This is a genomic window from Kitasatospora sp. NPDC057015, from assembly GCF_042673745.1.
In the GTDB taxonomy this organism is placed as follows: domain Bacteria; phylum Actinomycetota; class Actinomycetes; order Streptomycetales; family Streptomycetaceae; genus Kitasatospora.
Window position 1 is genome coordinate 1 of sequence record NZ_JBHUSG010000004.1, and the last position, 23336, is coordinate 23336.

22 protein-coding genes are annotated in these 23336 nt (G+C 75.1%); 7 read left to right on the top strand and 15 right to left on the bottom strand.

Annotated features, from left to right (window positions below; genetic code table 11):
• Positions 1 to 179: 179 nt before the first annotated feature.
• The 4 genes from ACFTWP_RS04860 to ACFTWP_RS04875 form a co-directional block, all read right to left on the bottom strand.
• Positions 180 to 521 carry a DUF2516 family protein gene (locus ACFTWP_RS04860; RefSeq protein WP_380263083.1) on the bottom strand — a complete coding sequence of 114 codons (342 nt, stop codon included), beginning with the start codon at positions 519 to 521 and terminating at the stop codon, positions 180 to 182.
• 272 nt (positions 522 to 793) lie between these two features.
• Positions 794 to 1384 (bottom strand): hypothetical protein, encoded by a 591-nt coding sequence (locus tag ACFTWP_RS04865; protein WP_380262743.1) that lies wholly within the window; start codon positions 1382 to 1384, stop codon positions 794 to 796.
• Positions 1385 to 1402: 18 nt separating this feature from the next.
• Positions 1403 to 1867 (bottom strand): helix-turn-helix domain-containing protein, encoded by a 465-nt coding sequence (locus tag ACFTWP_RS04870; protein WP_380262745.1) that lies wholly within the window; start codon positions 1865 to 1867, stop codon positions 1403 to 1405.
• Positions 1868 to 2005: 138 nt separating this feature from the next.
• Entirely contained in the window at positions 2006 to 2449 is a 444-nt protein-coding gene (locus tag ACFTWP_RS04875; RefSeq protein WP_380262747.1) for an SRPBCC family protein, read from the bottom strand.
• 226 nt (positions 2450 to 2675) lie between these two features.
• On the opposite strand from ACFTWP_RS04875, the gene ACFTWP_RS04880 reads away from it, so the two are divergent.
• A complete protein-coding gene (locus ACFTWP_RS04880; protein ID WP_380262749.1) occupies positions 2676 to 3497 on the top strand; it encodes an alpha/beta fold hydrolase in 822 nt (273 codons plus the stop codon).
• 78 nt (positions 3498 to 3575) lie between these two features.
• Here the strand turns inward: ACFTWP_RS04880 and ACFTWP_RS04885 are convergent, their stop codons facing one another.
• The 5 genes from ACFTWP_RS04885 to ACFTWP_RS04905 form a co-directional block, all read right to left on the bottom strand.
• Positions 3576 to 4694 (bottom strand): MerR family transcriptional regulator, encoded by a 1119-nt coding sequence (locus ACFTWP_RS04885; protein WP_380262751.1) that lies wholly within the window; start codon positions 4692 to 4694, stop codon positions 3576 to 3578.
• 149 nt (positions 4695 to 4843) lie between these two features.
• Positions 4844 to 5758, bottom strand: a complete 915-nt coding sequence (locus tag ACFTWP_RS04890) for an RNA polymerase sigma-70 factor (protein ID WP_380262753.1) — start codon at positions 5756 to 5758, stop codon at positions 4844 to 4846.
• Entirely contained in the window at positions 5755 to 6312 is a 558-nt protein-coding gene (locus tag ACFTWP_RS04895; RefSeq protein ID WP_380262755.1) for a carboxymuconolactone decarboxylase family protein, read from the bottom strand. Before ACFTWP_RS04895 ends, ACFTWP_RS04890 begins: the two co-directional genes overlap by 4 nt.
• A gap of 189 nt (positions 6313 to 6501) precedes the next feature.
• Positions 6502 to 6840 (bottom strand): hypothetical protein, encoded by a 339-nt coding sequence (locus tag ACFTWP_RS04900; protein WP_380262757.1) that lies wholly within the window; start codon positions 6838 to 6840, stop codon positions 6502 to 6504.
• Positions 6841 to 6843: 3 nt separating this feature from the next.
• Positions 6844 to 10113, bottom strand: coding sequence for an SNF2-related protein (locus ACFTWP_RS04905; RefSeq protein WP_380262759.1), 3270 nt, complete (start codon positions 10111 to 10113; stop codon positions 6844 to 6846).
• Between the two features lie 251 nt (positions 10114 to 10364).
• On the opposite strand from ACFTWP_RS04905, the gene ACFTWP_RS04910 reads away from it, so the two are divergent.
• Positions 10365 to 10982 (top strand): YceI family protein, encoded by a 618-nt coding sequence (locus tag ACFTWP_RS04910; protein WP_380262761.1) that lies wholly within the window; start codon positions 10365 to 10367, stop codon positions 10980 to 10982.
• A 119-nt stretch (positions 10983 to 11101) separates the two neighbouring features.
• On the opposite strand, the gene ACFTWP_RS04915 is transcribed toward ACFTWP_RS04910, so the two are convergent.
• Complete coding sequence (locus ACFTWP_RS04915; RefSeq protein ID WP_380262763.1) at positions 11102 to 12076, bottom strand: LysR family transcriptional regulator; 975 nt, start codon at positions 12074 to 12076, stop codon at positions 11102 to 11104.
• A gap of 112 nt (positions 12077 to 12188) precedes the next feature.
• Between ACFTWP_RS04915 and ACFTWP_RS04920 the strand changes: the two genes are divergently transcribed.
• Positions 12189 to 13496 carry an MFS transporter gene (locus ACFTWP_RS04920; protein ID WP_380262765.1) on the top strand — a complete coding sequence of 436 codons (1308 nt, stop codon included), beginning with the start codon at positions 12189 to 12191 and terminating at the stop codon, positions 13494 to 13496.
• A gap of 10 nt (positions 13497 to 13506) precedes the next feature.
• Positions 13507 to 13989, top strand: coding sequence for a macro domain-containing protein (locus tag ACFTWP_RS04925; RefSeq protein WP_380262767.1), 483 nt, complete (start codon positions 13507 to 13509; stop codon positions 13987 to 13989).
• On the opposite strand, the gene ACFTWP_RS04930 is transcribed toward ACFTWP_RS04925, so the two are convergent.
• Entirely contained in the window at positions 13967 to 14611 is a 645-nt protein-coding gene (locus ACFTWP_RS04930) for a GNAT family N-acetyltransferase (protein WP_380262769.1), read from the bottom strand. The two genes, ACFTWP_RS04925 and ACFTWP_RS04930, sit on opposite strands and share 23 nt — an antisense overlap.
• Before the next feature lie 94 nt (positions 14612 to 14705).
• Here ACFTWP_RS04930 and ACFTWP_RS04935 point away from each other — a divergent pair, with 94 nt between their 5' ends.
• The 3 genes from ACFTWP_RS04935 to ACFTWP_RS04945 all read left to right on the top strand — a co-directional run bounded on the left by ACFTWP_RS04935 (position 14706) and on the right by ACFTWP_RS04945 (position 16720).
• Positions 14706 to 15116, top strand: a complete 411-nt coding sequence (locus ACFTWP_RS04935) for a hypothetical protein (RefSeq protein ID WP_380262771.1) — start codon at positions 14706 to 14708, stop codon at positions 15114 to 15116.
• 11 nt (positions 15117 to 15127) lie between these two features.
• Complete coding sequence (locus ACFTWP_RS04940; RefSeq protein WP_380262773.1) at positions 15128 to 15694, top strand: thiol-disulfide oxidoreductase DCC family protein; 567 nt, start codon at positions 15128 to 15130, stop codon at positions 15692 to 15694.
• A gap of 222 nt (positions 15695 to 15916) precedes the next feature.
• Positions 15917 to 16720, top strand: a complete 804-nt coding sequence (locus tag ACFTWP_RS04945) for a TetR family transcriptional regulator (protein WP_380262775.1) — start codon at positions 15917 to 15919, stop codon at positions 16718 to 16720.
• Positions 16721 to 16816: 96 nt separating this feature from the next.
• On the opposite strand, the gene ACFTWP_RS04950 is transcribed toward ACFTWP_RS04945, so the two are convergent.
• The 4 genes from ACFTWP_RS04950 to ACFTWP_RS04965 form a co-directional block, all read right to left on the bottom strand.
• A complete protein-coding gene (locus ACFTWP_RS04950; protein WP_380262777.1) occupies positions 16817 to 18112 on the bottom strand; it encodes a GNAT family N-acetyltransferase in 1296 nt (431 codons plus the stop codon).
• 107 nt (positions 18113 to 18219) lie between these two features.
• Positions 18220 to 19614 (bottom strand): C40 family peptidase, encoded by a 1395-nt coding sequence (locus ACFTWP_RS04955; RefSeq protein WP_380262779.1) that lies wholly within the window; start codon positions 19612 to 19614, stop codon positions 18220 to 18222.
• 258 nt (positions 19615 to 19872) lie between these two features.
• Positions 19873 to 21069: a hypothetical protein gene (locus ACFTWP_RS04960; protein WP_380262781.1), complete on the bottom strand. Its 1197-nt coding sequence runs from the start codon at positions 21067 to 21069 to the stop codon at positions 19873 to 19875.
• A gap of 92 nt (positions 21070 to 21161) precedes the next feature.
• On the bottom strand, positions 21162 to 23009 hold the full coding sequence (locus ACFTWP_RS04965; RefSeq protein WP_380262783.1) for a threonine/serine exporter family protein: 1848 nt from the start codon (positions 23007 to 23009) through the stop codon (positions 21162 to 21164).
• Between the last annotated feature and the right edge of the window lie 327 nt (positions 23010 to 23336).

Sequence of the window (23336 nt, forward strand, 5' to 3'; positions counted from 1 at the left end):
CGGGCACCCCGGCCGCCCGGGGTGCCCGGGCCGCCGCCCGTGGCGCACGGACAGGCCCCCGCGCAGCGAGGCCGGGACGCCGACGGGCCGGGTGCCCGTGCACCCGGCCCGTCCGCCCTGCCCAACTGCTCAACCCACCTGCTCCGCCCGGCCGCTCTGCCATGCCGCCGGGCGATCACTCACCAGGGCCCGTACGGCCCCGTGTTCCGCTTGTTGTTCCCGCCCCGGCCGTCCGTCAGCTGCTTGATCGCCGGCCGGACGTCGACCATGTAGACGATCGCCGCCACCAGACCGCCGAGGGTCAGGAAGCTGGACAGGAAGTTCGCGCCGAACAGCAGGTCGAAGCCGAACGCGAGGCCCAGGATGACCAGCCAGAAGGGTTTGCTCTTCTTGTCGGCCGCCCGGTAGGCCTCGTCCCGCCGGCTCGCGGCGTCGACCAGTGCCGTCAGCTTGAAGCCCAGGATCCCCACGGCCAGCCACCAGAACGGGTTCAGGAAGTCGAAGGCCAGTACCTGGCCCATTCCACCCACTACGGTCTCCTCACTCAGGCCGTCATCACTGCGGCACCGACGCCGCCCGTCAGGGCACGGCCACCTGCTCGTGCAGGGGACAACGTACCGAGGTCGCGGGATGTGCCCCGGCTCCTGCGGCCACCGGGCGGGTGCCCGGCGCCGGTCGGCCCACCGCACCGAACGCGTGCCCGATGCCGGCCGGACGGCGTCCGCCTGCCTACCGGCCTACCCGCCGGGGCGGGCGCTCACCCGCCGCGTCACATGGTCACCCGACCGTGCGGCTACTTCGAGGCGCTCTTGCGCGCCCGCGGGGTCTTCTTCTCCGCCGTCGGGGCCTCGGCGTCGGCCGCGTCCCCGGCGGCGTCATCGGCATCGGCGGAGTCGTCCTCGGCCGACGCGGAGTCCTCCTCGACCAGCTCGGCCTCGACGGGCTCCGCGCCCGCCTGCTCGGGCACGGTCACGCCGGAGAGCTCGCCGGCCTCCCCGGCCGACTCGCCGCGCCCCTTCTCCACCACGACCTTGCCGCGGACGGCCAGCTCGTCGTAGGTCTCCTTGGCCTTCACCGCCAGCTCGACGGCCCGGCCGACCTGCTGGAGCGCGAAGGTCTGCGCCTTCTCCTGCAGCACCTTGAGGTCGGTGGGGAGGGTCGTGACCGACTCCGTCACCTTGGCCTGCGCCTCGACCAGCCGGGCCTGCGCCTCCTGCAGTCGGGCCGCGGCCCGCTCCTGGGTGCCCTTGCGGTCCGCCGCGAGCGCCTCGACCTTGCCGGGCACCTCCCGCAGCTTCTCGTAGGCCAGGTCGCCGGCGCCCGCGATGGCGTACAGCGGGGTGGGGTCGTTGAGGGTCTTCTTGATCTCGTCGGTGATCGGCATGGCTGGTCCTCCTGGGGTCTAGATCTCTCGGTCGCGGCCGGCCTGCCCGACCGGTCGCTCGGCCCGCGGTGCGTCCTGCTCCCCGTCGGCGGCCGGGTCCTGCTGAGGAGCCGCGCCCTTGCGGGCCGGGCCCTTCGGAGTCGTGTTCTCGCGCAAGAACGTGTCGTAGACCGCGAGCAGCGCGTGCTTCTGCTGTTCGTTGATCAGTGGATCGGCCAGGATCGCGGCCCGCAGTTCCAGGCCCTCCCCGGTCCGCTCCTCCAGGATCCCGGCCTGGACGTAGAGCGTCTCCGCCGAGATCCGCAGCGCCTTGGCGATCTGCTGCAGGATCTCCGCACTCGGCTTGCGCAGCCCGCGCTCGATCTGGCTGAGGTACGGGTTGGACACGCCGGCGGCCTCCGCCAGCTGCCGCAGCGAGTACTGCGCGTTACGCCGCTGCTCGCGGATGTACTCGCCGAGCGAGCCGACATTCAGTGAGGCCATGACCCCACCCTGCCCGACGCTGCTTGCAATTGCAAGCACCTTGCTAGCGGGAGCAACCACCCGTGGCGTCGCGCCGCCACCCGACACGGACCCGCCGGCGGCGACGACAACGGGCAGCGGCAACGGCAGCGGCCGGTGTCAGGAAGCCTCGACGGCCGCCTTGATCCGCCGGGCGAAGGCGTCGGCGTCCTTGCGTGCCGCGCTCACCGCGAATCCCACCAGGAGCTTGCCCAGACCGTGGCCCTGGAGGTCGTTGAAGACCCGCAGGCGGGTCCCGCCGGCCGGGGTCGCCGCCAGGTCGTAGCCCCCCGCGGCCGTGACCAGGTTCTTCGAGATCTCGGTCCAGCGGATCCGGCCGGACGGCTCCAGGACGGTGATCCGGAACTCCCGACGGGTCTTCATCCCGGCGTCCTTGACCGTGCTCGCGAACACCGTGCCGACCGCGGTCGGACCGTCCGGCCGCTTGGTGATCGCCAGGACCCTGGGGCTGAACTCGGGGTCGTTGCGACCGTCCGCGAGGTAGGCGAAGACCTCCTCGACCGGGCGGTCGATGTCGACCGTGCCCTCGAACCGACCACCCATGAACACTCCTCCGATCGCTCACGCCCCGGCTCGTCGAGCGGGACGGGACTGCGGGGCCGGCCGAGCGCGCAGCGGCGACCGGCCCTCGGGCGCCGAGGGCGCGGTGCCCGACCCGGCGGTGCCCGGTGCGGGCATCATCGCAAACCCGCGGAACGGCGTCGGGAAGGCTCGCCTGCGCGGGGTCGTCCCCGTGGAGTGCGGCCCGCCGGCATGTGATCATGCCCGCATGCCGCACTTCACCTCGTACGACGGAACCCGGCTCTGGTACGACGAGTTCGGGGCGGGGCCGCTGCTGCTCGCCCTCGCCGGCGGTCCGGGAATGGACGCCCGCTACCTGGGCTCGCTCGGCGGACTCGACGCCGGGCGGACGGTGGTCAGACTGCACGGGCGGGCGAGCGGGCGCTCCGACACCCCGGCCGAGCGGGCGAGTTGCTCCTTCGCCGAGCAGGGCCGGGACGTCGAGGCACTGCGCCGCCACCTCGGACTGGACCGGGTGGACCTGCTGGCCCACTCCGCCGGCGCCCTCGTCGCCCAGCGGTACGCGTACCTGTCCCCCGAGCGGGTCGGGCGGCTGCTGCTGGTCACGCCGGTCGGCCGGGCCGCCCGGGAGCCGGACGAGGCGGAGCTCGCGGCGATCCGGGCCGGCCGGTCCGCCGAGCCCTGGTACCCGGAGGCGGCGGTGGCGGAGCGCCGGCTCGCCGACGGGGCCGACCCCACCCCCGAACTGCTCGCCGCACTGACCCCGTTCCACTGGGGCGACTGGACCGAGGACGCCCGACGGGAGGCCGGGAGGCCGCTCACCCCGCCGCAGCCGTGGCTCCGGCAGGCCTTCTACGCGGGCGCCGGCACCCCGGCGCCGCTGCCGGGCACCGAGATCCTGGTGATCGCCGGCGCCCTCGACGGCCTGATCGGCACCGCCCCCGCCCGGCTGGTCGCCGACTGCCACCCGCTGGCCCGGCTGGAGGTGCTGGCCGAAGCCGGCCACCGGCCCTGGATCGACGTACCGGACCGCTTCGCGGACCTGGCCGGGGAGTTCCTCGACGCCTGACGACGCACCCGCGCCCGCACCCGCTCAGGCCCCCGCACCCGCGACCGCACCCGCTCAAACCCCCGCACCCGCGCCCGCTCAGGCGGCCTCGGGGATCCGGACCGGCATCAGGAGCGAGAAGGCGTCCTCCCGGCCGGGCCCGCGGATCGCCAGCGGGGCGATCGGGCCGCCGAGTTCGAGCACCAGCTGCTCCGAGCCGCCGGCCCCGAGCGCGTCCAGCAGGAACTCCCGGTCGACGGCGATCTGGAGGTCCTCGCCCGCGGTGTCCCGGCCCGCCCCCGGCGTCGCGCTCAGCTCGCCCTCGGGGCCGACGGTGAGCACCATGACCTCGCGGTCCGGGCCGTCCTGCTCGCGCGGCAGCAGGCGGACGTCCGCCCCGCTCACCACCCGGCGCAGGGCCGCGGCCGAGATCTCCACCCTGCGGGTGTGCTCCACCCGGGCCAGCCGGCGGTAGTCGGGATAGTCGTGGTCCAGGCCGGCCCCCTCGATCCGGTGCCCCGCCGCCTCCAGGGCGAACCGGGCCGGGCCGATGGTCAGCAGGGCCTCGGCGCAGCCGGTGAGCAGGGCGCGGGCGCCGTCCACCAGCGCGGCCGGGACGATCACCGCGACCGGCGCCCCCGCGGCGGGTCCGGCTCCCGCCGACGGCCGGACGGGTGCGGAGGCGAACGCCATCCGGTAGCGGTCGGTGGCGACCAGCTGCAGCCGGCCGCCCTCGGCCTCGAACAGCACACCCGTCAGGACCGGGTGCGCGGGGTCGCCGCCGACGGCGAAGCGGACGGCGTCCAGCGCGGCCGCCAGCTCCGCGGCGGCGACGGTGACCGTGATCTCGGGGTGGTTCGGGCTCATGGGGTGCTCCCTCTGGTCGAGAAGTGCTCGGACGAAGGAGAGCTCGCGCCGCGCGTCGGACAGTCCGTCCTCCAGCCGGCGCAGGTGCGCGTCCACGATCCGGTGCGCCTCGCCGGAGCCCGGCACCGCCGCGAGGACGAGGCGGATCTCGGCCAGCGGCAGGCCCACCCGGCGCAGCCGGCCGAGCAGCCGGGCGTCGGCCAACTGCTCGGGCCCGTACCAGCGGTACCCGGTCCGCGGGTCGACCCGGGCGGGGCCGAACACTCCGGCGCCGTCGTAGAAGCGCAGCGCGCTCACGGGGAGGCCGCTGTCCCCGGCCATCTCGCCGATGCTGCGCATGTCGCTCTCCATACCCGGGACTCTGGGGGCTCGACCTGGTCGAGGGTCAAGCCGGGCCGCCGGCCGGGCCGACCCGGGCCGGGTCGGGTCGGGTCGGGTCGGGTCGGCCCCGGTGGCCTCGCCGGGGCGCGGTGGAGCCGGGCCGGCCGGCGCGAACGCGGTCAGCGCGGGCCCCGGCCTCCGCCGCCCTGCAGGTGCACGAGCTTGTCGGGGTTGCGGATGATCCGCAGTTCGCTGATCCGGCCGTCCTCGATCTCGACGACGGCGACCGAGTCGACCTGCCCGGCCGAGTCGATCCGCAGGCCCGGCCGACCGTTGACGTCGACGGGCACCGCCCGCAGGTCGGGCGGTGCCTGGCCGGCGAGCACGCCGAGCAGGAACCGCGCCACCTTCTCGGCGCCCTCGATCGGCCGCAGGGCCGCCTTGACCCGGCCGCCGCCGTCGCTCCAGGCCGTCACCGAGGGCGCCAGCAGCTCCAGCATCCGGTTCAGGTCCCCGCCGAGGCAGGCGGCCAGGAACTCGTCGGTGACCCGCCGGCGGACCTCGGCCGGCGCGTCGTAGCGCGGGCGCCGGGCCTGTACGTGCGACTTCGCCCGGTGCCCCACCTGACGCACCGAGGCCTCGCTGCGCTCCAGCGCGTCGCCGATCTCCGCGTACGTGAAGCCGAAGACCTCCTTGAGCACGAACACCGCGCGCTCCAGCGGCGAGAGGCTCTCCAGCACCACCATCATCGCGTACGAGACCGACTCGGCCAGCACGACCTCCTCCGCGGAGTCGGGCGCGGTGACCAGCGGCTCCGGCAGCCAAGGGCCGACGTACGCCTCACGCCGGACGGCGGCCGAACTCAGCCGGTTCAGCGCGAGGTTGGTGACGACGCGGGCCAGGTAGCCGCCGGGGTTGGCGACCGGGGCGGTGACCTGGCTCCAGCGCAGCCAGGTGTCCTGCACCAGGTCCTCGGCGTCGGCGACGCTGCCGAGCATCCGGTACGCGATGCCGAACAGCATCCGCCGGTGCTCCTCGAACAGTCCGAGGCGGTCGGGGCCGGGCGGGACGGGCTGCGAGGCTGCGTCGGTCACCTACCCGACGGTAGCGCACAGCTCGTGGCGAAGCCCTGGCTGGTCAGGCCGAAGGCGAGGTTGACCCGGGAGCGCCAGTTCTCCAGCGCCACGATCGCGGTGAGTTCGACGAAGGCCGGCTCGCCCAGCCGGGCGATGAGCTCCGCGGCCAGTTCGTCGGTGACGGTCGGTTCGGTCTCGGTCATGGCCTCGGCGTACTCCATGACCAGCAGCTCCAGCGGGGAGAAGGCCTCCCCGGCCTCGCGCCACCGGGGCACGCCGGAGATCTTCTCGGGTTCGAGTCCGAGGCGCAGGCCCTCCCAGTGGCCGAAGTCCATGCACCAGGAGCAGTTGAGCCGGGCGGCGGTGGCCATCACCGCGAGGTGCTTGAGGGCCGGGTCGAGCGCGTCCCACCTGGCCGCGCGCTGCTCCAGCCGGACGTACGAGGACAGCACCTTGGAGTTGTGCCCGTACGCCCGGCCGGGGTCGAGGACGGTGCCGTAGGTGCGGCGGGAGTACCACTCGCCGATCCGCATCAGGAGGGTGCGGGGCGGGGTGAGCGAGATCCGGGACATGGTGTCGCCTCCTGTTCTCCGGCGCGGCCGGTGGGCCGGCCGCGCGTTCCGCAGGTGTGACCGGCGAGGCCCCCGCTACGTGACATCCGGCGCCGCGGGCTCCCGGCGGGCGGGTCCCGCGGCGGCAGGCGGGAGCGGCGGTGAACGGGAGTGGTGGAGAACGGAGTGGTGGCAGGCGGGAATGGTGGCTCAGGCGGTGAAGGCCCGGTACGCCCGGTCGAGCACCGTGGCGAGGTCGCGACCGCGCACCGTGACGCCCGACGGCCCGAGCCCCGCGTGGGCGGGGGCCGCGGCCGGCTCCTGCGGGGAGTCGCGGAGGGTGAAGGTGCCCTGCCAGTAGTCCGCCAGGCAGGCGTCCAGCGGCCGTTCGCCGGGATCACCGCCGGCGCCCGGGCCGAGGGGGCCGCCCCGGCGCAGCAGGCTCTCGGGCGGCGGCGGGTCACCGGGGCCCGCCTCACCGGCAACCGGGTGGGCCGGGCCGACCGGGAGGCCCGGGCCCGTCGCGTCGTCCGCCGGACGGGTCGACATCCGCTACTCCTCCCCCACGACGTCGCTGGACAGCGCCACCAGCGCCCGCAGTTCGTCGGTGGGCAGGTCGGTGAGCCAGTGCTCGCCCTCCCCGACCACGGCTTCGGCCAGGGCCCGCTTGCTTTCGATCATCTCGGCGATGCGCTCCTCGATCGTGCCGGCGCAGACGAAGCGGCGGACCTGGACGTCCCGGCGCTGGCCGATCCGGAAGGCCCGGTCGGTGGCCTGGTCCTCGACCGCCGGGTTCCACCAGCGGTCGAGGTGGATCACCTGGTTGGCGGCGGTGAGGTTGAGCCCGGTGCCGCCGGCCCTGAGCGAGAGCAGGAAGACCCCGGGCCCGTCGGCGGCCTGGAACCGGGCGACCAGCTCCTCCCGCCGGCGCTTGGGCACACCGCCGTGCAGGTGGAGCACCTCCTGGCCGAGCCGCTCGGTCAGGTAGGGCTGGAGCAGCCGGCCGAACTCGGCGTACTGGGTGAAGACGAGCGTCCGGTCGCCCTCCGCGGCCGCCTCCGCGAGCACCTCGACCAGCCGCGCCACCTTGCCCGAGCGGTCGGCCAACGCCGATCCGTCGTGCAGGAGTTGGGCCGGGTGGTTGCAGACCTGCTTGAGTCGGCCGATGGCCGCCAGCACGGTACCGCGCCGCTCGACCCCGCGGATGCCCCGGACGCGGTGCAGCAGTTCGGCGACCACCGCCTGGTAGAGGCCGGCCTGTTCGACGGTGAGGCCGCACCAGACCGTCAGCTCCTGCTTGGCCGGCAGCTCGGCCGCGATCGCCGGGTCGGACTTCAGCCTGCGCAGCACGAACGGCGCCGTCCGGCGCTGGAGTTCGCCCGCGACGGCGGCGCTGCCGTGCTGCTCGACCGGAATCGCGTACCGCTCCTTGAAGCGGGCGGCGGAGCCGAACAGGCCCGGGTTGGCGAAGTCCAGGACGGCGTGCAGTTCGGCCAGCCGGTTCTCCACCGGGGTGCCGGTGAGGGCGATCCGGTGGGTGGTCACCGGCAGCGAACGGATCGCCCTGGCCTGGGCGGTGGCGGAGTTCTTGATGTACTGCGCCTCGTCGGCGACGATCCTGCGCCACTCGACGGCGGCCAGCACCCGGGCGTCGCGCTGCACCAGTCCGTAGGTGGTGATCACCAGGTCGGCGTCGCGGACGGCCGCGCGCAGCTCGTCCCCGGTGGGGCGGCGGGCGCCGTGGTGCACGTACAGCCGCAGTCCGGGGGTGAACCGCCGGGCCTCCCGCTGCCAGTTGCCGACCAGGGACATCGGGCAGACCAGCAGGGTCGGGCCGGCGGCGCCCGCCGCCTGTTCGACGGCCAGCAGGGCGAGGGTCTGGACGGTCTTGCCGAGGCCCATGTCGTCGGCGAGCACCGCGCCCAGGCCGAGGTCGGCCAGCGCGCGCAGCCAGGCCAACCCCCTTTCCTGGTAGGGGCGCAGGGTGGCTTCGAAGTTCTTCGGGAGCTCGGCGCCGGGCGCGGTGGCGACGGTCCGGCCGGCCAGCAGGTCGCCGAGCGGGCCGTCGGCGCGCACGGCGGTCACCGGCAGGCCCGCGACGGCGGCCTCGGGGTCGAGCGCGGTCCGCAGCACCCGGACGACCGGCATCGTGCCCTCACCGTGGCGGCTGAGGAAGGCCAGGGCGGCGGCGATCTGCGCGGCGTCGGCCTCGATCCACTGGCCGCGGATCCGGATCAGGCCCTGCTTCGCCTCCGCCAGATCGGCCAGTTCCTCCCGGCTGAGCGGGAGTTCGCCGAGGGCCGGCTGCCACCGGAAGGCCACGACGGCGTCCCGGTCGATCCGGCCGGTGGTCTCGACGATGCCGGCCGCGGGGGTGCGCACCTCCAGGGCGATGCCGAGCGTGGGGCGGCGGCGCCACCAGGTGGGGAGCAGGACGCCGAAGCCCGCGGCGGTGAGCGCGGGCGCCGCGGTGCGCAGGAAGTCGAGGGCGCCGGCCCGGTCCAGCCGGAGCGCGGTCGGGTGGACGGTCCGCCGGGCCCGGCGCAGGGCGGGCCAGTGCAGGGCCGCGCGGTCGAGCTCGGCGGCGTAGGCGTCCAGCGGGTCGTCCACCCGGCGGCCGAGCACGGCGAGCGCGGCGCCGCCGGCCCGCAGATCGGCGGCCGGGACGAGCAGGGACGGCTCGTCGGCTGCCTGGAGCAGGAACTCCAGCTGCCAGTGATCGTCGGAGGGGCGGCCCTCCGGGTCGTCGGGGTCGGGGCCGACGGGCTCCAGGAGCCTGAGGCAGAGCCGCAGCGGGGCGTCGACCGGCTGCGGACCGGCGTACCAGGCGGAGAGCTGCTGCTCCAGGCGGGCCAGCTCGGCGCGGTCGTCCGCTCCCCCGCTCGGCCCGGCGGCACGCCGGCCCTCGACGCCGCCCTGGTCCGCGCCCGCGTCCCCGATCGGGGCACGGTGTGCGTCGTCGGGCCGGCCCTCGTCCGGCTGCCCGCCACCGGTCTCGATCCGGCCGTCGGCCGTGGTCAGGGCGGCGAGCCAGCGCTCGACCGGCGGGGCGGACGCGATCTCCGTGCCGGCGCCGGGGCGCAGCAGCGGCGGCTCGTCGACGAGCAGGGCCCGGGCCTCGGCGTCGACCAGGGCCTCCAGCAGTTCGGTGAGCAGTTCGCCTCCGCTGCGGCCGGCCGCGGGCCCCGGCCACTCGCCGCGACAGACCGGCGGGCAGCCGGCCGCGAGCGCGGCGGCCTCGCGGCGGCCGTCCTCGTCCAGGGCGGGCCGCCAGCGGGCGTACGGCTCACCTGCCTCGACGGTGGGCAGCGGCCGGGTGCGGCCACGCCGGACGAGCCGCCAGGCGAGGTCGTGCACCCCGGTGAGCCAGCGCAGCGAGGCGCCGTGGACGATCTCGACCCGCCCGGCGGCGGGCAGTTCCGCGGTGGTCACCGCCCAGCGCGGGTCGAAGAGCTCGCCGAGCAGTTGGGCCGCGGCGGCGGTGTCGAAGAGCAGGGCGGGCACCCGCCAGGGTGTCAGGGACTGTCCGCCCCGGCTCGGCGGTACGGAGAGTTCGGGGGAGGGCGTGGGTGCTCCGTCGAAGGTGGGCAGGCGCAGCGTCACCCAGCGTTCGGGGGCCTGGTCGGCGAGCCAGCCGAGCCCGGGGCCGATGCCGGCGAGGAGTCCGGCCACGGCGGCGGCCTGGCAGGCGAACGGGTGGGCCCGGCCGGATCGTTGCCCGGTGCCGGACCGCTCCGGCGGTGCGGCGCGAGAGGCCCGGGCGTCCTCGGCCCACAGGGCCAGTCGCCCGTCCGCCCGCCAGAGCGCGTGCAGGGCGTACATGGGCGGGCCTTCCGGTCTGCGGCGGCGGCTTCTGGCGGTGGTCCCTGAAGGGTATCCGGACCCACCGACGATCGAACGGATGAGCGATCCGCCCGGGCGTCCGAGCGCGGCGGCCCGACCGGCGGCGACCGGTGGATCGGGGGGGGATCCCCGGACTCTCCCCGACATGGTTGAACTTTGAACGAAACGGGTCTATGGTGGAGCCATCAAGTTGAAGCCTAAACAAATGGCTTCGAACCGAAGGAGGAGCCATGGGCCTGTTCAACCGCACCAAGACCGCCGACGCCGCCACCAGCACCGCCGTCCTCGAAGCCCCGACCGGCCCGGACCTGGCGCACCTGACCGGCGACTGGGCCATCGACACCGCCCACAGCCAGGTCGGCTTCTCCGTACGCCACGCGATGGTCACCAACGTCCGCGGCTCGTTCACCGAGTACGAGGGCAAGCTCCACCTGGACGGCAGCCACCCCGGCAACTCCTCGGCCGAGCTCGTGATCAAGGTCGCCAGCGTCGACACCAAGCAGGCCCAGCGGGACGAGCACCTGCGCACCGGGGACTTCTTCGCCGCCGAGACCCACCCCGAGATCACCTTCCGCAGCACCGCCGCCGAGCGGGTGCGCGAGGACTCCTACCGGATGACCGGCGACCTCACGATCAAGGGCACCACCCGCCCGGTCGTCCTCGACCTGGACTACACCGGCAGCGCGACCGACGCCTACGGCGCCGACCGGGTCGGCTTCGAGGGTTCGGCCGTCATCGACCGCACCGACTGGGGCCTGAGCTACAACGCCGCGCTGGAGACCGGTGGCGTGCTCATCGGCGAGAAGGTCAAGCTCAGCTTCGACATCTCCGCGGTCAAGGCGGCCTGACCCCGACCGCGCCCCGCTCCGCCCCTGCCGACCCCCGACGGCAGGGGCGGCGCCATGCCCGGCGCCAGCCCGGCTCCCGAACCCGGACCCGGACCCGGACCCGGTCTGCCCCAGCCGCTTCAGCCGGCCAGCAGAGCCGCGTCCGCCGCCGGCAGCCAACTGCCCGCCGGGCGGTGCAACCAGCCCTCACGGCCACCGAGTTCGGCCGAGGCCGCGATCAGCGCGTCCAGTCCGGGATGGCGCGGCTCGGGCCGGTGCACCAGGCCCAGCAGGCTCAACGGCACCGGGTCCACCAGCGGCACGGTGACCGTGCCGGGGATCTGCGGGCCCCCGGTGGTGGTCAGCATCGGCTCGCCGTGCCGCGCGAGGTACCGCGCGGTCTCGTCCACCCCGATCGGCGGCACGTGCGGGGGCGCCCCCTCCAGCCCGTGCTCGACGAGGAGTCGGGTTCCGAGCTCGGCCCACTCGGTGGTCGCCGGGTTGCCGGCGCAGACGTCCACCGGATACCCGGCCAGGTCGGCGAGCGGCAGCTCGGTGCGACCGGCCAGCGGGTGGCGGATCGTCATCATCACCGCCATCCGCTCCAACCGGACCGGCACATGGACGAGTTGCGCCCGCTGTGCGGCCGGCAGCCCGGCGAAGCGACCCATCGAGACGTCCAGCCGGTGCGCGATCAACTCCACCGCGGCGGCGGCCAGTCCACCGTGGAACCGGGCCAACAGCTCGCCCTCGGGCCAGGCCTCCCGGACGTACGCGAGCAGACGGCCCGCCGTGTGGTCCTCACCGGTCACGTCGCTGTTCAGGTCCAGCAGCAGCGGCCGGTGCCCGGCACTCACCGCGGTCGCGAGGATCTCGTCGTGCAGGAGCAGCAGCCGACGGGCCTGCGGCAGCAGGCGGACGCCGGCCGGAGTGAGCTCGACACTGCGGGTGGTGCGGGCGAACAGTGCTCCGCCCAGGGCCTGTTCGAGCGACCTGATGTCCCGGCTGAGCGCCTGCTGGGCGATGTGCAGTCGCTCGGCGGCGCGGCCGAAGTGCAGGGTCTCGGCCGTGGCCACGAAGCCTCGCAGCAGGCGGGGGTGCAGGTCACGGGGCATGCCGGCGATATTAACAACAGGTCGTTGTCAGTCGGGCGAAACAGGTGTTGGACCGATCCGCCCCGCCCCCGCGAGGCTGTCGGCATCCCCCGAGACACCGTCCTGGAGCCCCGTGTTCGCCTCGTACCGTCGCATCCTCAGCGCCCCCGGCGCCCTCGCCTTCACCCTCGCCGGACTGCTCGGCCGGCTGGCCCTCGCCATGTCGGGCGTCTCCGCCGTCGTCCTGATCGCCGGCCGCCGCGACTCCTACGCTCTGGCCGGCACCGTCTCGGCCGCCGGCCTGGTCGCGGTGGCCGTCGGCCTGCCCCTGATCGGGCGGCTGGTGGACCGCCACGGGCAGGCCAGGGTCACCGTCCCCGTCGTACTCGCCTCCGCCGTGCCGCTCACCGGGCTGCTGCTCTGCCTGCACCTCGACGCACCGGACTGGACGCTGTACGTCTGCTGGGCCGCCTCCTCCTGCGTCCCCAACCTCGGGGGCATGGCCAGGGCCCGTTGGGCGCACCTGTACCGCGACGACCCCGAGGCCCGGCACATCGCCAACTCGCTGGAACAGGCCCTGGACGAGGCCTGCTTCATGGCCGCCCCGGTCCTCGCCATGATGCTCTGCACCTCGCTGTTCCCCGAGGCCGGCCTGATCGCCGCCGGAGTGTTCGGCGGCACCGGCGCCCTGCTGTTCGCGGCCCAGCGCCGCACCGAGCCGCCCGTCCAGGCACCCGCCGACGGCAGCGCGCCGACCTCGCCCCTGCGCCGGCCGGGCCTGTGGGTGATGATGCTGAGCCTCCTCGCCATCGGCGCCCTGTTCGGCTCGCTGGAGGTCACCACCCTCGCGTACGCCGACTCGCTCGGCTGGAAGTCCCTCGCGGGCGGGCTGCTGGCCCTGGTCGCGGCCGGGTCCTGCGTCGCGGGGCTGACCTTCGGCCTGCTCCGACCCCGCCGCGCACCGGCCGTCCGCTACCTGTACGGAGTCGCGGCGATGGCCCTGCTCCTGCTGCTGCCGCTCGCTGCGGCACTGGCCGGAGCCGGGCTCGGCGGCCTCGCCGCGGCGCTGTTCGTGGCGGGCACGGGCACCGCACCGACCATGGTCACGGGGATGACGGTGGTCCAGGACCTGCTGCCGCGGCAGCAGGCGAACGAGGGCATGTCGGCGGCCGTCGCCGCCCTCCTGGTCGGCATCTCGGGCGGCGCGGCGGCCGGCGGCCTCGTCGCCCAGCACTCGGCCCCCGGCACCGGCTACTGGCTGCCCTCCGGCGCCGCCGTGCTGGCCCTGCTGATCGCACTGGCCGGCCACCGCATCCTGCGACCGGCCCCGGTCGCCGGTTCCGCTGCGGCTCCGGCCCCGGCTCCCGCTCCGGCCGCGAGCAGGGTTCCGGTCCCGGCCCGGGAGGACAGCGCCCGACGGCCTGTCAGTGCCAGCCAGTAGCCTGCCCCGCATGGGAGAGGCCATCGACTACGTCCGCGGTGACGCCAGCGCTCCGCAGGGCGCGGGTGTGAAGGTGATCGCCCATGTCTGCAACGACCTGGGCGGCTGGGGCAAGGGCTTCGTCCTGGCGCTGTCCCGGCGCTGGCCGGAGCCGGAGGCGGAGTACCGCCGCAGGCACCGCGCCCGGGCCGGCAACGACTTCGGGCTGGGCGCGGTGCAGCTGGTCCCCGTGGGGCGGTACCTCTGGGTGGCGAACATGGTCGGCCAGCGCGGCATCCGGACGAGCCGGTCCCAGGGGGCGCCGGTCCGCTACGAGGCGATCGACGCCGCGCTCGGCCGGCTGGCGCCGCGGGCGCTGGAGCTCGGCGCCTCCGTCCACATGCCCCGGATCGGCTGCGGCCTGGCCGGCGGCCGGTGGGACCGGATCGAGCCGCTGGTCACCGCGCGGCTGACCGGCGCCGGCATACCGGTCACCGTCTACGACCACGACTGACCGCCGGGCCCGCGGGATCCCCCGACGGCTCGGGCAGCCGGGCGGTCGGGCCGCTGGACGAGCTCCGGGCCCCGCCGTCCCGCAGGGCCCGCGCCGACCAGGTGTACTCGTACTCGGGCAGGGTGAAGCCGCCGGGGAAGCGACCCTCCCGCACGCCTGTCCGCCGGCCGCCCTGCCGCTCGTAGAAGGTGATCGCCCGGGTGTTGTCCCGCAGGACCTCCAGGTAGAGGTCGGCGCCCGGGTGGCACTGCGACACGTGGGCGAGGGCGGCACCCATCAGCAGCCGGCCGGTGCCCGCGCCGGTGCGGCCCGGGCGCACGTGCAGGTTGTCCAGCAGGATCCGCCCGTCGGGCTGCGGGACGAGGTAGGCGAACCCGACGACGCCCTCCGCGCTCTCCGCGATCAGTAGCGCGGGCGTGTTGGCCGGCTCGCCGTAGTCGGCGTCCAGCCGCAGCTCCCAGATGTCGCGCCGCTCCTCGGGCAGGCCGTCGCCGAGGGCCCGGTCGGGCACGATGCCGGCGTAGGCGCTCCGCCAGCTGGCGCTGTGCAGGTCCGCGACGTCCTGCGCGTCGCCCGCCGTCCCGACTCTGACGATCACGTCCCGACTGCTCCCGTTGGTCATGGGGCGAGCCTCGCACACCTTCCACTTGAACGCGTTCAAATCTCTCGCTACAGTCACCCCCAGAAGCTTTTGAACACGTTCGAAAGAGGCCCCGATGGACTCCACCGTGATCAGCTACGCCATCTACCTGCCGGTCGCCACCGGTCTCACCCTCTGGGTCGCCCGCGCACTGTCGACCAACGGCAAGGTCTTCCTCGCCGACGTCTTCGCCGGGGACGAGAAGCTCGCCGAGGCGGTCAACCAGCTGCTGCTGGTCGGCTTCTACCTGCTCAACCTCGGCTTCGTCGCACTGTGGATGAAGACCGACGGCCAGGTGGTCGGCACCCAGGGCGTCTTCGACGCACTGTCCGTCAAGCTGGGGACGGTGCTGCTGGTGCTCGGCGTCATGCACCTCGGCAACGTCTACGTGCTCAACCGGATCCGCCGCCGCGGCGACCTCGACCGCCGCCGGCGACCGCCGGTCGCGCCGCAGGGCCACGTCGCACCCCGGCCGACCCAGGCCTGAGGAGCGCACCCGTGCACACCGACGCCCACGACCCGCCGGTCACCCGGATCACCGTCCTGCACGATCCGGCCTGCCCGCTCTGCCGCCGGCTCACGGCCTGGCTGCACGACCAGGACCAACTGGTCCCGCTGGACTTCGTCGCCGTCGCCTCCGCCGAGGCCCGCGAGCGCTACCCGGGCCTCGACCACGACGCCAGCCTCGGCGAGATCACCGTGGTCGCCGACACCGGGGAGGTCTGGCGGGGCCCGCAGGCCTTCGTCACCTGCCTGTGGGCCCTGGCCGAACACCGGCCGCTCGCGCAGCGGCTCGGGACCCCGGCCGGGCTCCCGCTGGCCAGGGCGGCGGCCTTCGCCGCCGGCCGGTACCGCGCGGCCACCGCGGCAGGGCGCGCCGCACCGGGTGCGGAGGGGGCATCCGGTACGGCGCGACCCGAGGACGGCGGCTGGGCGGCAGTCGCAGGGTCCACCACGGACGGCGGCCGGGCGGCCGTGGGCGCCCCTCGGGCAGGCGCTCGGGCCCGGGTGCCGGCGGACGGGCCGCCCCGCTGCGTCGACGGTGCCTGCACCGGATCGGGCTAGGCTCGACCACCGTGGACGACGTGACACCGACGAACGGCGCGAACGGCGCGAACAGCACCGACCGGCAGCACCGGGGAGCCGGTCCGGACCGGCCACCCGGCGCGCCCGAACGGGACCTCGACGTCCGGCCGGCATCCGGACCGGACGCGGCCCGGCGCCCGTCGGCCGCCGGGTCACCGTCCGAGCGGCCCACCACCACCCGACTGCCAGGAGCCACCAGCCGTGACTGACACCCCGGTAGGCTCGGCCAGCGTGGAAGAGCCGAAGGACAGCACCGCAAGCCTCGCGAGCGGCACCCCCGCGCCGTCCGAAATGCCGGGCGGCCGGGCCCAGCCGAAGACGGACAAGAGCGAGCAGACCCGCGCACTGATCCTCGAAACGGCCATGCGCCTGTTCCAGGAGCGCGGCTACGATAAGACCACGATGCGGGCGATCGCGGCCGAGGCAGGTGTTTCAGTCGGCAATGCCTACTATTATTTCTCTGCAAAAGAATTCTTGATCCAGGGATTCTACGACCGCATGACGCACGACCATGCGACGGATGCGAGAAATCGCATGGCCCGGACCCGAGACTTTTCCGAAAGGCTCGAAATCGCCCTTGTCTCGTGGATCGACACGGCCGCCCCGTACCACGAGTTCGCGGCGCAGTTCTTCCGCACGGCGGCCGACCCGACCAGCTCGTTGAGCCCGTTCTCCAACGAGTCCCACCCGGCCCGCGCGACCGCCGTGGAACTGTTCCGCGAAGTCCTGGAAGGCTCCGAACTCGCACCGAAACTGGACGGCGAGCTCGTGGAACTCCTGCCCGACGTCCTGTGGCTGCACCTCATGATCGTGGTGCTCTACTGGGTCTTCGACCGGACGCCCGGCACGGAGCGGACCCGGGAATTCGTCCGGCGGTCGACACCCATGGCCGCCCGGGTCATCAATCTCTCGCGCTACCGGGTGTTCCGGCCCATCGTCCGCGACGCCAAGGGGCTCATTCAGGACTTCATCCTGCCCACCATCGGGAAGACCGCCAAGCCGTAACGGCCCCGCCGGCCGGGCACGGGAACGCCCGACCGACGGGCCGCCGAAGCGGGAGGGGTGGGCCCGGCGGCGGCCGCCGGGCCCACAGTCCGTCCGTCAGAAACCGTCCGGGTTCCACGGCCGGGTCGGCGTCCGGAGCAGCAGGTCCGCCGCGGCGAGGGCGCCCGGGCGGAGCTCGGTGACGAGGGCCGCGGCGGCCAGTCTCGGGACGCTCTCGCTGCCGAGGTAGAGGGTGCCGAGCGCGCCCACGCCGAGGGCGAGGTCGGGCTCGTCGGTGGTGGCCGTGCAGCGGCCGGTGCCGTCCGCCGCCGCCACCACGGCCCAGCGGCCGTCCGCATGGCCGAGCGGGTCGGTGACGTCCAGCACGATGCGGCCCGGCACCTCGTACCGGCGGGCGGAGAAGGCCGCCTCGGCGTCGAGCACCCGCAGCCAGGTGAAGTCGGAGTTGTCGGCGTGCGGGGTCGCGGCGCGGGGCTCGGCGAGCAGCAGCGGCAGCGGGTCGTCCGGGGCGAGGTTCTTGACGGCGACCTTGCGCACCCAGTCGACCGAGAAGACGAACCGCCACAGTGCCACCGCCGTGGCCGGGTCGACGGCCTGGACGTCGAGGACGGTGAGGGTGCAGTCGGGGTAGCTGCCGTCCCAGTTGTCGTCCACCGTGTAGCTGACCAGGCCGGTGACGGTGCCCGCCGCGTCCCGGTGGAGGGCCACGAACGGCTCCTTCCAGTCGCGGCCGGGCGCCTCGACGTCCCCGGTGGCGATCCGCCAGCCGGCCTCGGTGCGGGCGATCGCGCCGGGCTGGGTGAGCCGCCAGCGGTCGTGGAACTCGGGGCCCACCTTGCGCACCTCGTCCATGGTGGCGAAGTCGATCCGGCCGCCGGGCACGGTCGGCAGACCCGGCCGCAGGCCGCCGGCCCGCAACAGGTCGATGTTCCAGCCGTGGGTGACGGTGGCGGGGCCGAAGCCGTAGCGGCCGTAGATGTTGTACTCGGCGGCGATCAGGATCGCGACGGGGGTGCCGCGCTCCTTCGCGGCCGCGAGGTCGCGGGTCATCATCGCGCGCAGCAGGCCGCGCCGACGGTGGGTGCTGCTGACCGTCACGGCGGTGACGGCGTCGGCCGTGACGGTCGCGCCGCCGGGCACCGTCAGTTCGGTGTCGTAGCTGCGGAACGTCCCGACGCAGCGGTCGCCGTCGTAGGCGCCCAGCGATCGCCCCGGCTCGAAGAGCAGCCGCCGGTAGTCGAGGTTGGCCGCCACGCTCGGCCGGAGGAAGCCGAAGGCGATCCCCCGGTCCCAGCTCGGGAGGTCGTCCTCGGTGATCGCCCGGATGTCGATTCCGTCGTCCTGCCGGCCGTCGCCCGGATCGCGGGTCCCGCCGTGCGCGTCGTTGCCCATCCGCCCACCGTACGACCGGCCTCCGGTGGGGGCACTCCATTTTCGGGCCGCGGCGGGCCGTCGGACGCACCCCTGCCGCACCCCCGCCGCACCCCCGCCGCGCCTGCTCAGGGCCGGGCGTAGAAGTCGGGCGTGCCCATGATCCAGAGGCTGGCCTGCTTGATCGCCGCGCCCGCGCGGGGGGCCTCGATCATCTGGTCGTCGCCGATGTACAGGGCCACGTGGTGGATGTCCGCGGCGCGGCCGGTGTCGCTCCAGAAGACCAGGTCGCCGGGGCGGAGCCGGCGGTAGGTCACCGGGGTGGACTCGGCGTACTGGTCGGCGGCGAAGTGGGTGATCGCCTTGCCGCCGGCGCGCCAGGCCATCATGGTCAGCCCCGAGCAGTCGTAGCCGGCCGGTCCCTCGCCGCCCCAGATGTAGGGGAGCCCGATCTTGGAGCGGGCGAAGGCGATCGCGGCCTGCGCACCCTGCTCCGACCAGGCGTCCGGCGCGTCCGGCGGCGGCGCCGGGACCGGCACCGGCACCGGGGCCGGGGCGGCGGGGATCACGGCGGCCTGGTCGCGATCCGCCTGGTCACGATCCGCCTGCTCCGCCGCCGCCCGCTCCGCCGCCGCCTGCTCCGCCGCCGCCTGCTCCGCCGCGGCTGCTTCGGCGGCCGCCCGGGCCGCCGCCTCGGCCTCGCGGGCCGCGATCGCCTCCAGCGCCTCGCGGCGGCGGCGCTCCAGCTCGACGGTGCTGTCACGGGCGGCGGCGAGTTCCGCGAGCAGCTGCTCGCGCCGCCGGCCGATCTCGGCGACCCGGGTCTCACTCGCCGTGGCCTCGGCGCGGGCGCGGTCCCCGGCGGCCCCGACCTCGGCGGCGGCCCGCTCGGCGGCGGCGGTGGCCCGTCGGGCGTCGGCGGTGGCGCGGGTGGCCGCGGCGGCCGTACCGGTGGCGGCGTCCAGGATCTGGCGGGTGCTGCCGCTGACGACCCGCACCACGGCCGCCTGGTCACCGGCGGCGCGGGGCCCGGGTGCGGCGATCAACGCGTCGATGGCGGACAGTTCGGCGCCGGCGCCCTGCCGGTAGGTCTCGGCGGCCAGCCGGGCGGCGTCCTCGGCGGCGGCCTGCCGGGCGAGCTCGGCGGCGGCGGCGCGCCCGAGGGCGGCGCTCTCCTCCGCGCGGGCCCGGACGAGCCGCGCCCGGGCGCCGTTGTACGCCTCCACCGCCCGTTCCGCCGCGAGGTCGGCCTGCTCGCGCTCGGCCCGGGCGGCGCTGAGGCGGGCTTCGGCGGCGGCGCTCGCACCGGCCCGGCGGTCGGCCTCGGCCCGGGATCGGGCGATCTCGTCGGTGGAGGGGTACGCCGGACCGGCCTGGTCCGCGGCGGGCGGGTCGGGCGGCACTGCGGCCGGCGTGGCGGATGCCGCCGGACCGGGCCCGGGAGGTGCCGCGTCGGCGGCGGGGACGGCGCCGAGGGTGGCGGTGAGAGCCAGCAGGAAGGCCGCCGGAAGTGTGCGTGCCACGAGTTGCCCTTCTCCCGCATCGGACGGACGACCGGCCGTCTCGTCACGGACCGGCCGTCTCATCACGTGACTGGTTGATCACTCGTGGTGATCATCGCAAAGCGGGCGGCTCTCCGCAGCGAGTCGGGCGGTGCAGCCGGGTGAGATGTCCGATGAACCGATTCGCGTCGCCGGGGGCGCCCCGGAACCGATGCCCTGTTCCGCTCCCGTCGCGACCGGCCCCCGTACCCGCGCCGCGCCCGCCCACCGCGTTCGCGGCTACCGGCGGACCCGGGGCGTGTGGGGCCAGAGGTGACGGTGCGACGGAGCAGTCCCCGCCGGCGGCTGCTGCGGCGCCGCACCCGGGCCCGGGCGGACGGCGTAGGTCCGGCTGCGGCCGGCCCGGACGGTGCGGCGGCGCTGCCGGGCCTGGCCCTGCCGCTGGCCGTCCTGGCCGGCCGGCCCGCCCTGCCCGTGAAAGGTCTGGCCGTGAAGGGTCTGGCCGTGAAGGGTCTGCCCGTGGGAGCCCTGGCCGTGACCCGTCCGACCGGGCAGGCCCTGGCCGGGCGGTACCGGGCGGCGGGCCGCCGCCGAACGCCGGTCCGCCAGCCGGGCCGAGCGCCGGACCAGGGCCCGGGCCTCGTGGGCGTCCAGGCGGGCGGCGGCGCGGGCCGCCATCCGCTCGGCCACCCGGTGGGTGGCGGTGTGGTGGGCGGGGACCTTGTCGGGTGCTCCGGCGATCAGGTCGAAAAGCCAGGTGCGGGCCCGGTCCGCACGCCGGTGCAGCAGGCGTTCGCGCCGGAGTGCACGCGCCCTTCGGCGGGGGCGCGTGGCGTAGCGCCACCGCGCCCACGGGCTGCTCGGCCGGGCCAGCCGGATCGCGCCGATCCAGGACAGGCCGGGGACCATGATCCCGAGCAGGCCCGTCCAGACCTTGCCCTTGAGCAGGGCGACGATCGACACCAGCGCGTTCACCACGATCACCGCGACCAGCCCCCAGCGGGTCTCCTGGCTGGGCACCACGCCGAGCGGGACGTACCCGGTGAGCAGCAGCGCGGTGAACAGGATGCCGAAGATCACCGCGTCCACGGACTTGCGCCCCTGCTCGCCCCAGTAGACGTCGTCCAGGTGCAGGATCAGCGCGAACTCGTCCAGCACCAGGCCGCAGCCGATGCCGAAGCTGAACCCGAACCAGTCGATCCACGGGTGCCCGCCGTTGGTCGCGAACACCCCGATGCCGCCGACCAGCAGGAAGCCGAGGCCGAACACCATGTGGTGGATGTGCAGCCCGCCCGGGGTGATGTTGCCCGGCCACCAGCGGACCTCGGCACGGATCATCCGCACGCTGAAGCGGATGCAGACGAAGGACACGATGAACCCCACCAGCAGCAGGAAGAGCGGCTGCTTGTGGGCCGCGACGATGTGCTGCTGGTAGCCGTCCAGCAGCGAGTCGAGGCTCAGCTGTGCGAGGTGCATGGGTCGTACCTTCGTTCCTGGTGCCGCACCGGGCGGACGGCGTACGTCCGACTGCGGCCGGCCCGGACGGCGCCGACCGGTCTAACGTCCGCTCAGAAGCCCCGGGTGCGCTTCGCGGCGCGCCGCGGGGCGGCCGGGTAGAGGGTCAGGGGCTGGGTGCTGCCGGGGATCTTCATGAACAGCCGAGCGATCTCACCTCCCAGGTTGACCCCGATGGCCAGCGCGAGGGCGATCGCGGCGGCGCGGCTGATCGAGACCAGCCCGGCACTGGAGTGCCCCTGCGCGAAGGAGAGCATGCCGAGGTAGATCGCCGATCCGGGCATCAGCGGGCCGATCGCGGCCGTCACGTACGGGAGCGCCGAGGCGTACCGGTAGCGGGCCATCAGCTGGCCGAACAGGCCGACCAGGCCGGCGGCGACCCCGGTGGCGACGATCGGCGAGACGCCCGCGTTGTAGACCAGGACGCCGTAGCTGGACCAGCCGACGGCGCTGTTGACGGTGACCAGCAGCAGGTTCCGGCGGGCGGTCTGCAGCAGCATCGCGAAGGCCAGGGTCAGCACCATCGCGGCGACCAGCTGGACGGGCGGGTAGTTGATCCCGACCAGGCTCTCGTCCGGGTTGAGCTTGGCGTTGAAGCCGACGCCCAGGTAGAGGATCAGCATGACGCCGATCACGATGCCCGCGACCAGGTAGATCACCTCCAGCAGGCGGGCGGCGGCGGTGATGTAGAAGCCGGTCAGCCCGTCCTGCACAGCGGCGACCATGGCACGGCCGGGCAGCAGCGCGAAGAGCCCGCCGGTGATGACCACGGACCCGCGCAGGCCGAGGTCGTTGAAGGAGAGCACGATGCCGGAGACCGCGGCCGGCATCGCCGCGACCACGAACTGGTAGAACTCCGGCAGTCCGCGCCGGGCGATCAGCGAGGCCAGCCGGTCGCCGAGGACGGCGGCGACGAAGGCGTTGGCGAACACCAGCCACGCCTTGGCGTCCAGCCGGCCACCGACCAGGAAGGTCGCCGCGCCGGCCAGCAGACCGGTGGTGAGTGCGAGCAGCCACACCGGGTACGGGTGCCGGTTGCGGCGTATCTCGGCGAGCCGGCGGTACGCGTCGTTGACGGTCACCTTCTCCGCGGTGATGTCGGCGACCAGCTTGTAGACGGCGGCGAGCCGGGTGTAGTCGGAGGTGCGGCGGCGGACCACCCGGTCCGCGGTGACGGGCGGCTCGACCAGCGAGGGCTGGTGGGAGATCCCGATCAGGGTGAAGGTCACCTGCGGCTCGCAGCGGTCCAGCCGGTACGCGTGGGCGATGCCCAGCATCGCGGCCTCGACGTCCTCGGCCGCCTCGCCGCTGGCCAGCAGCAGTTCGCCGATCCGCAGGGTCAGGTCGAGGATGCGCGGGACGCTGCGGCCGGCGGACGGGTGCAGCTCGCGCGGCGTCCGCTCGAAGGCCGGCCGCTCGGACATCGGTGTGCGCAGCAGGGTGCGCATCCGGTCCGGCCAGGGCGCGTCGCCCGGGGCGCCGGGGCTGAGCGGCGGGACGGCGATGCCGGCCGGCGGGGTGTAGCCGGCGGCCCGCCAGTCCTCGGGGCTGAGGGTGTCCTCCGGGCCGGACGGCCGGACGGCGTCCGGGGCCGCGGTGGTGCCGGGCCCGGCGGTGCGCCCCCGGGCCGGTTGCCCGCCGGTCGCCCGCAGCCGGGTGGCCAGGAGTTCGCCGGCCGTGGAGTCCGCCGCCGGCGCCTCGGCCTGCGGGGTCAGCAGACCCTCGGTGGCCGGTGCGGTCGGGACGTCGGTGCCGGTGTCGGTGGCCGGGGCGGGGTGGCCGAGCAGTCCCTCGGTGGGCGGGGCCTGCGAGGGGTGCACCTGCCGGGTGCTCCGGGCGGGCCGGGCCGCCCGGCCGCCCCTGGCCTTCCTGCCGCCGCCCGGTCGGCCCCGCTTCGGCACTTCCGCTCCTCGCCGCCCCTGGTGGCCGGGCCACCCTTCGATCTTCCGATACACCTTGCCTGATCGAAGTCCCCGACGCACATGTACGTGGTGGCCTACCGCGGCGCCGGCCTCCGCCGTCCGGGCCCGGTCGTCCGTCCCGGTCGCGGCCCGCCACCGCGGCGACCCCCGCGCGGCGCCCTCACCCGGCCGTCTCCCGGCGGACGGGGTCGCGGTCGCCCGCCCGCTCCCCGGCGTGGGGGGGGCGGGGCCCCCCCGCGCCGGCCGCCCCCCCCCCCCGCGCGGGGCCCCCCCCCCCCCCCCCCCCCCCCCCGCCCCCCCCCCCCC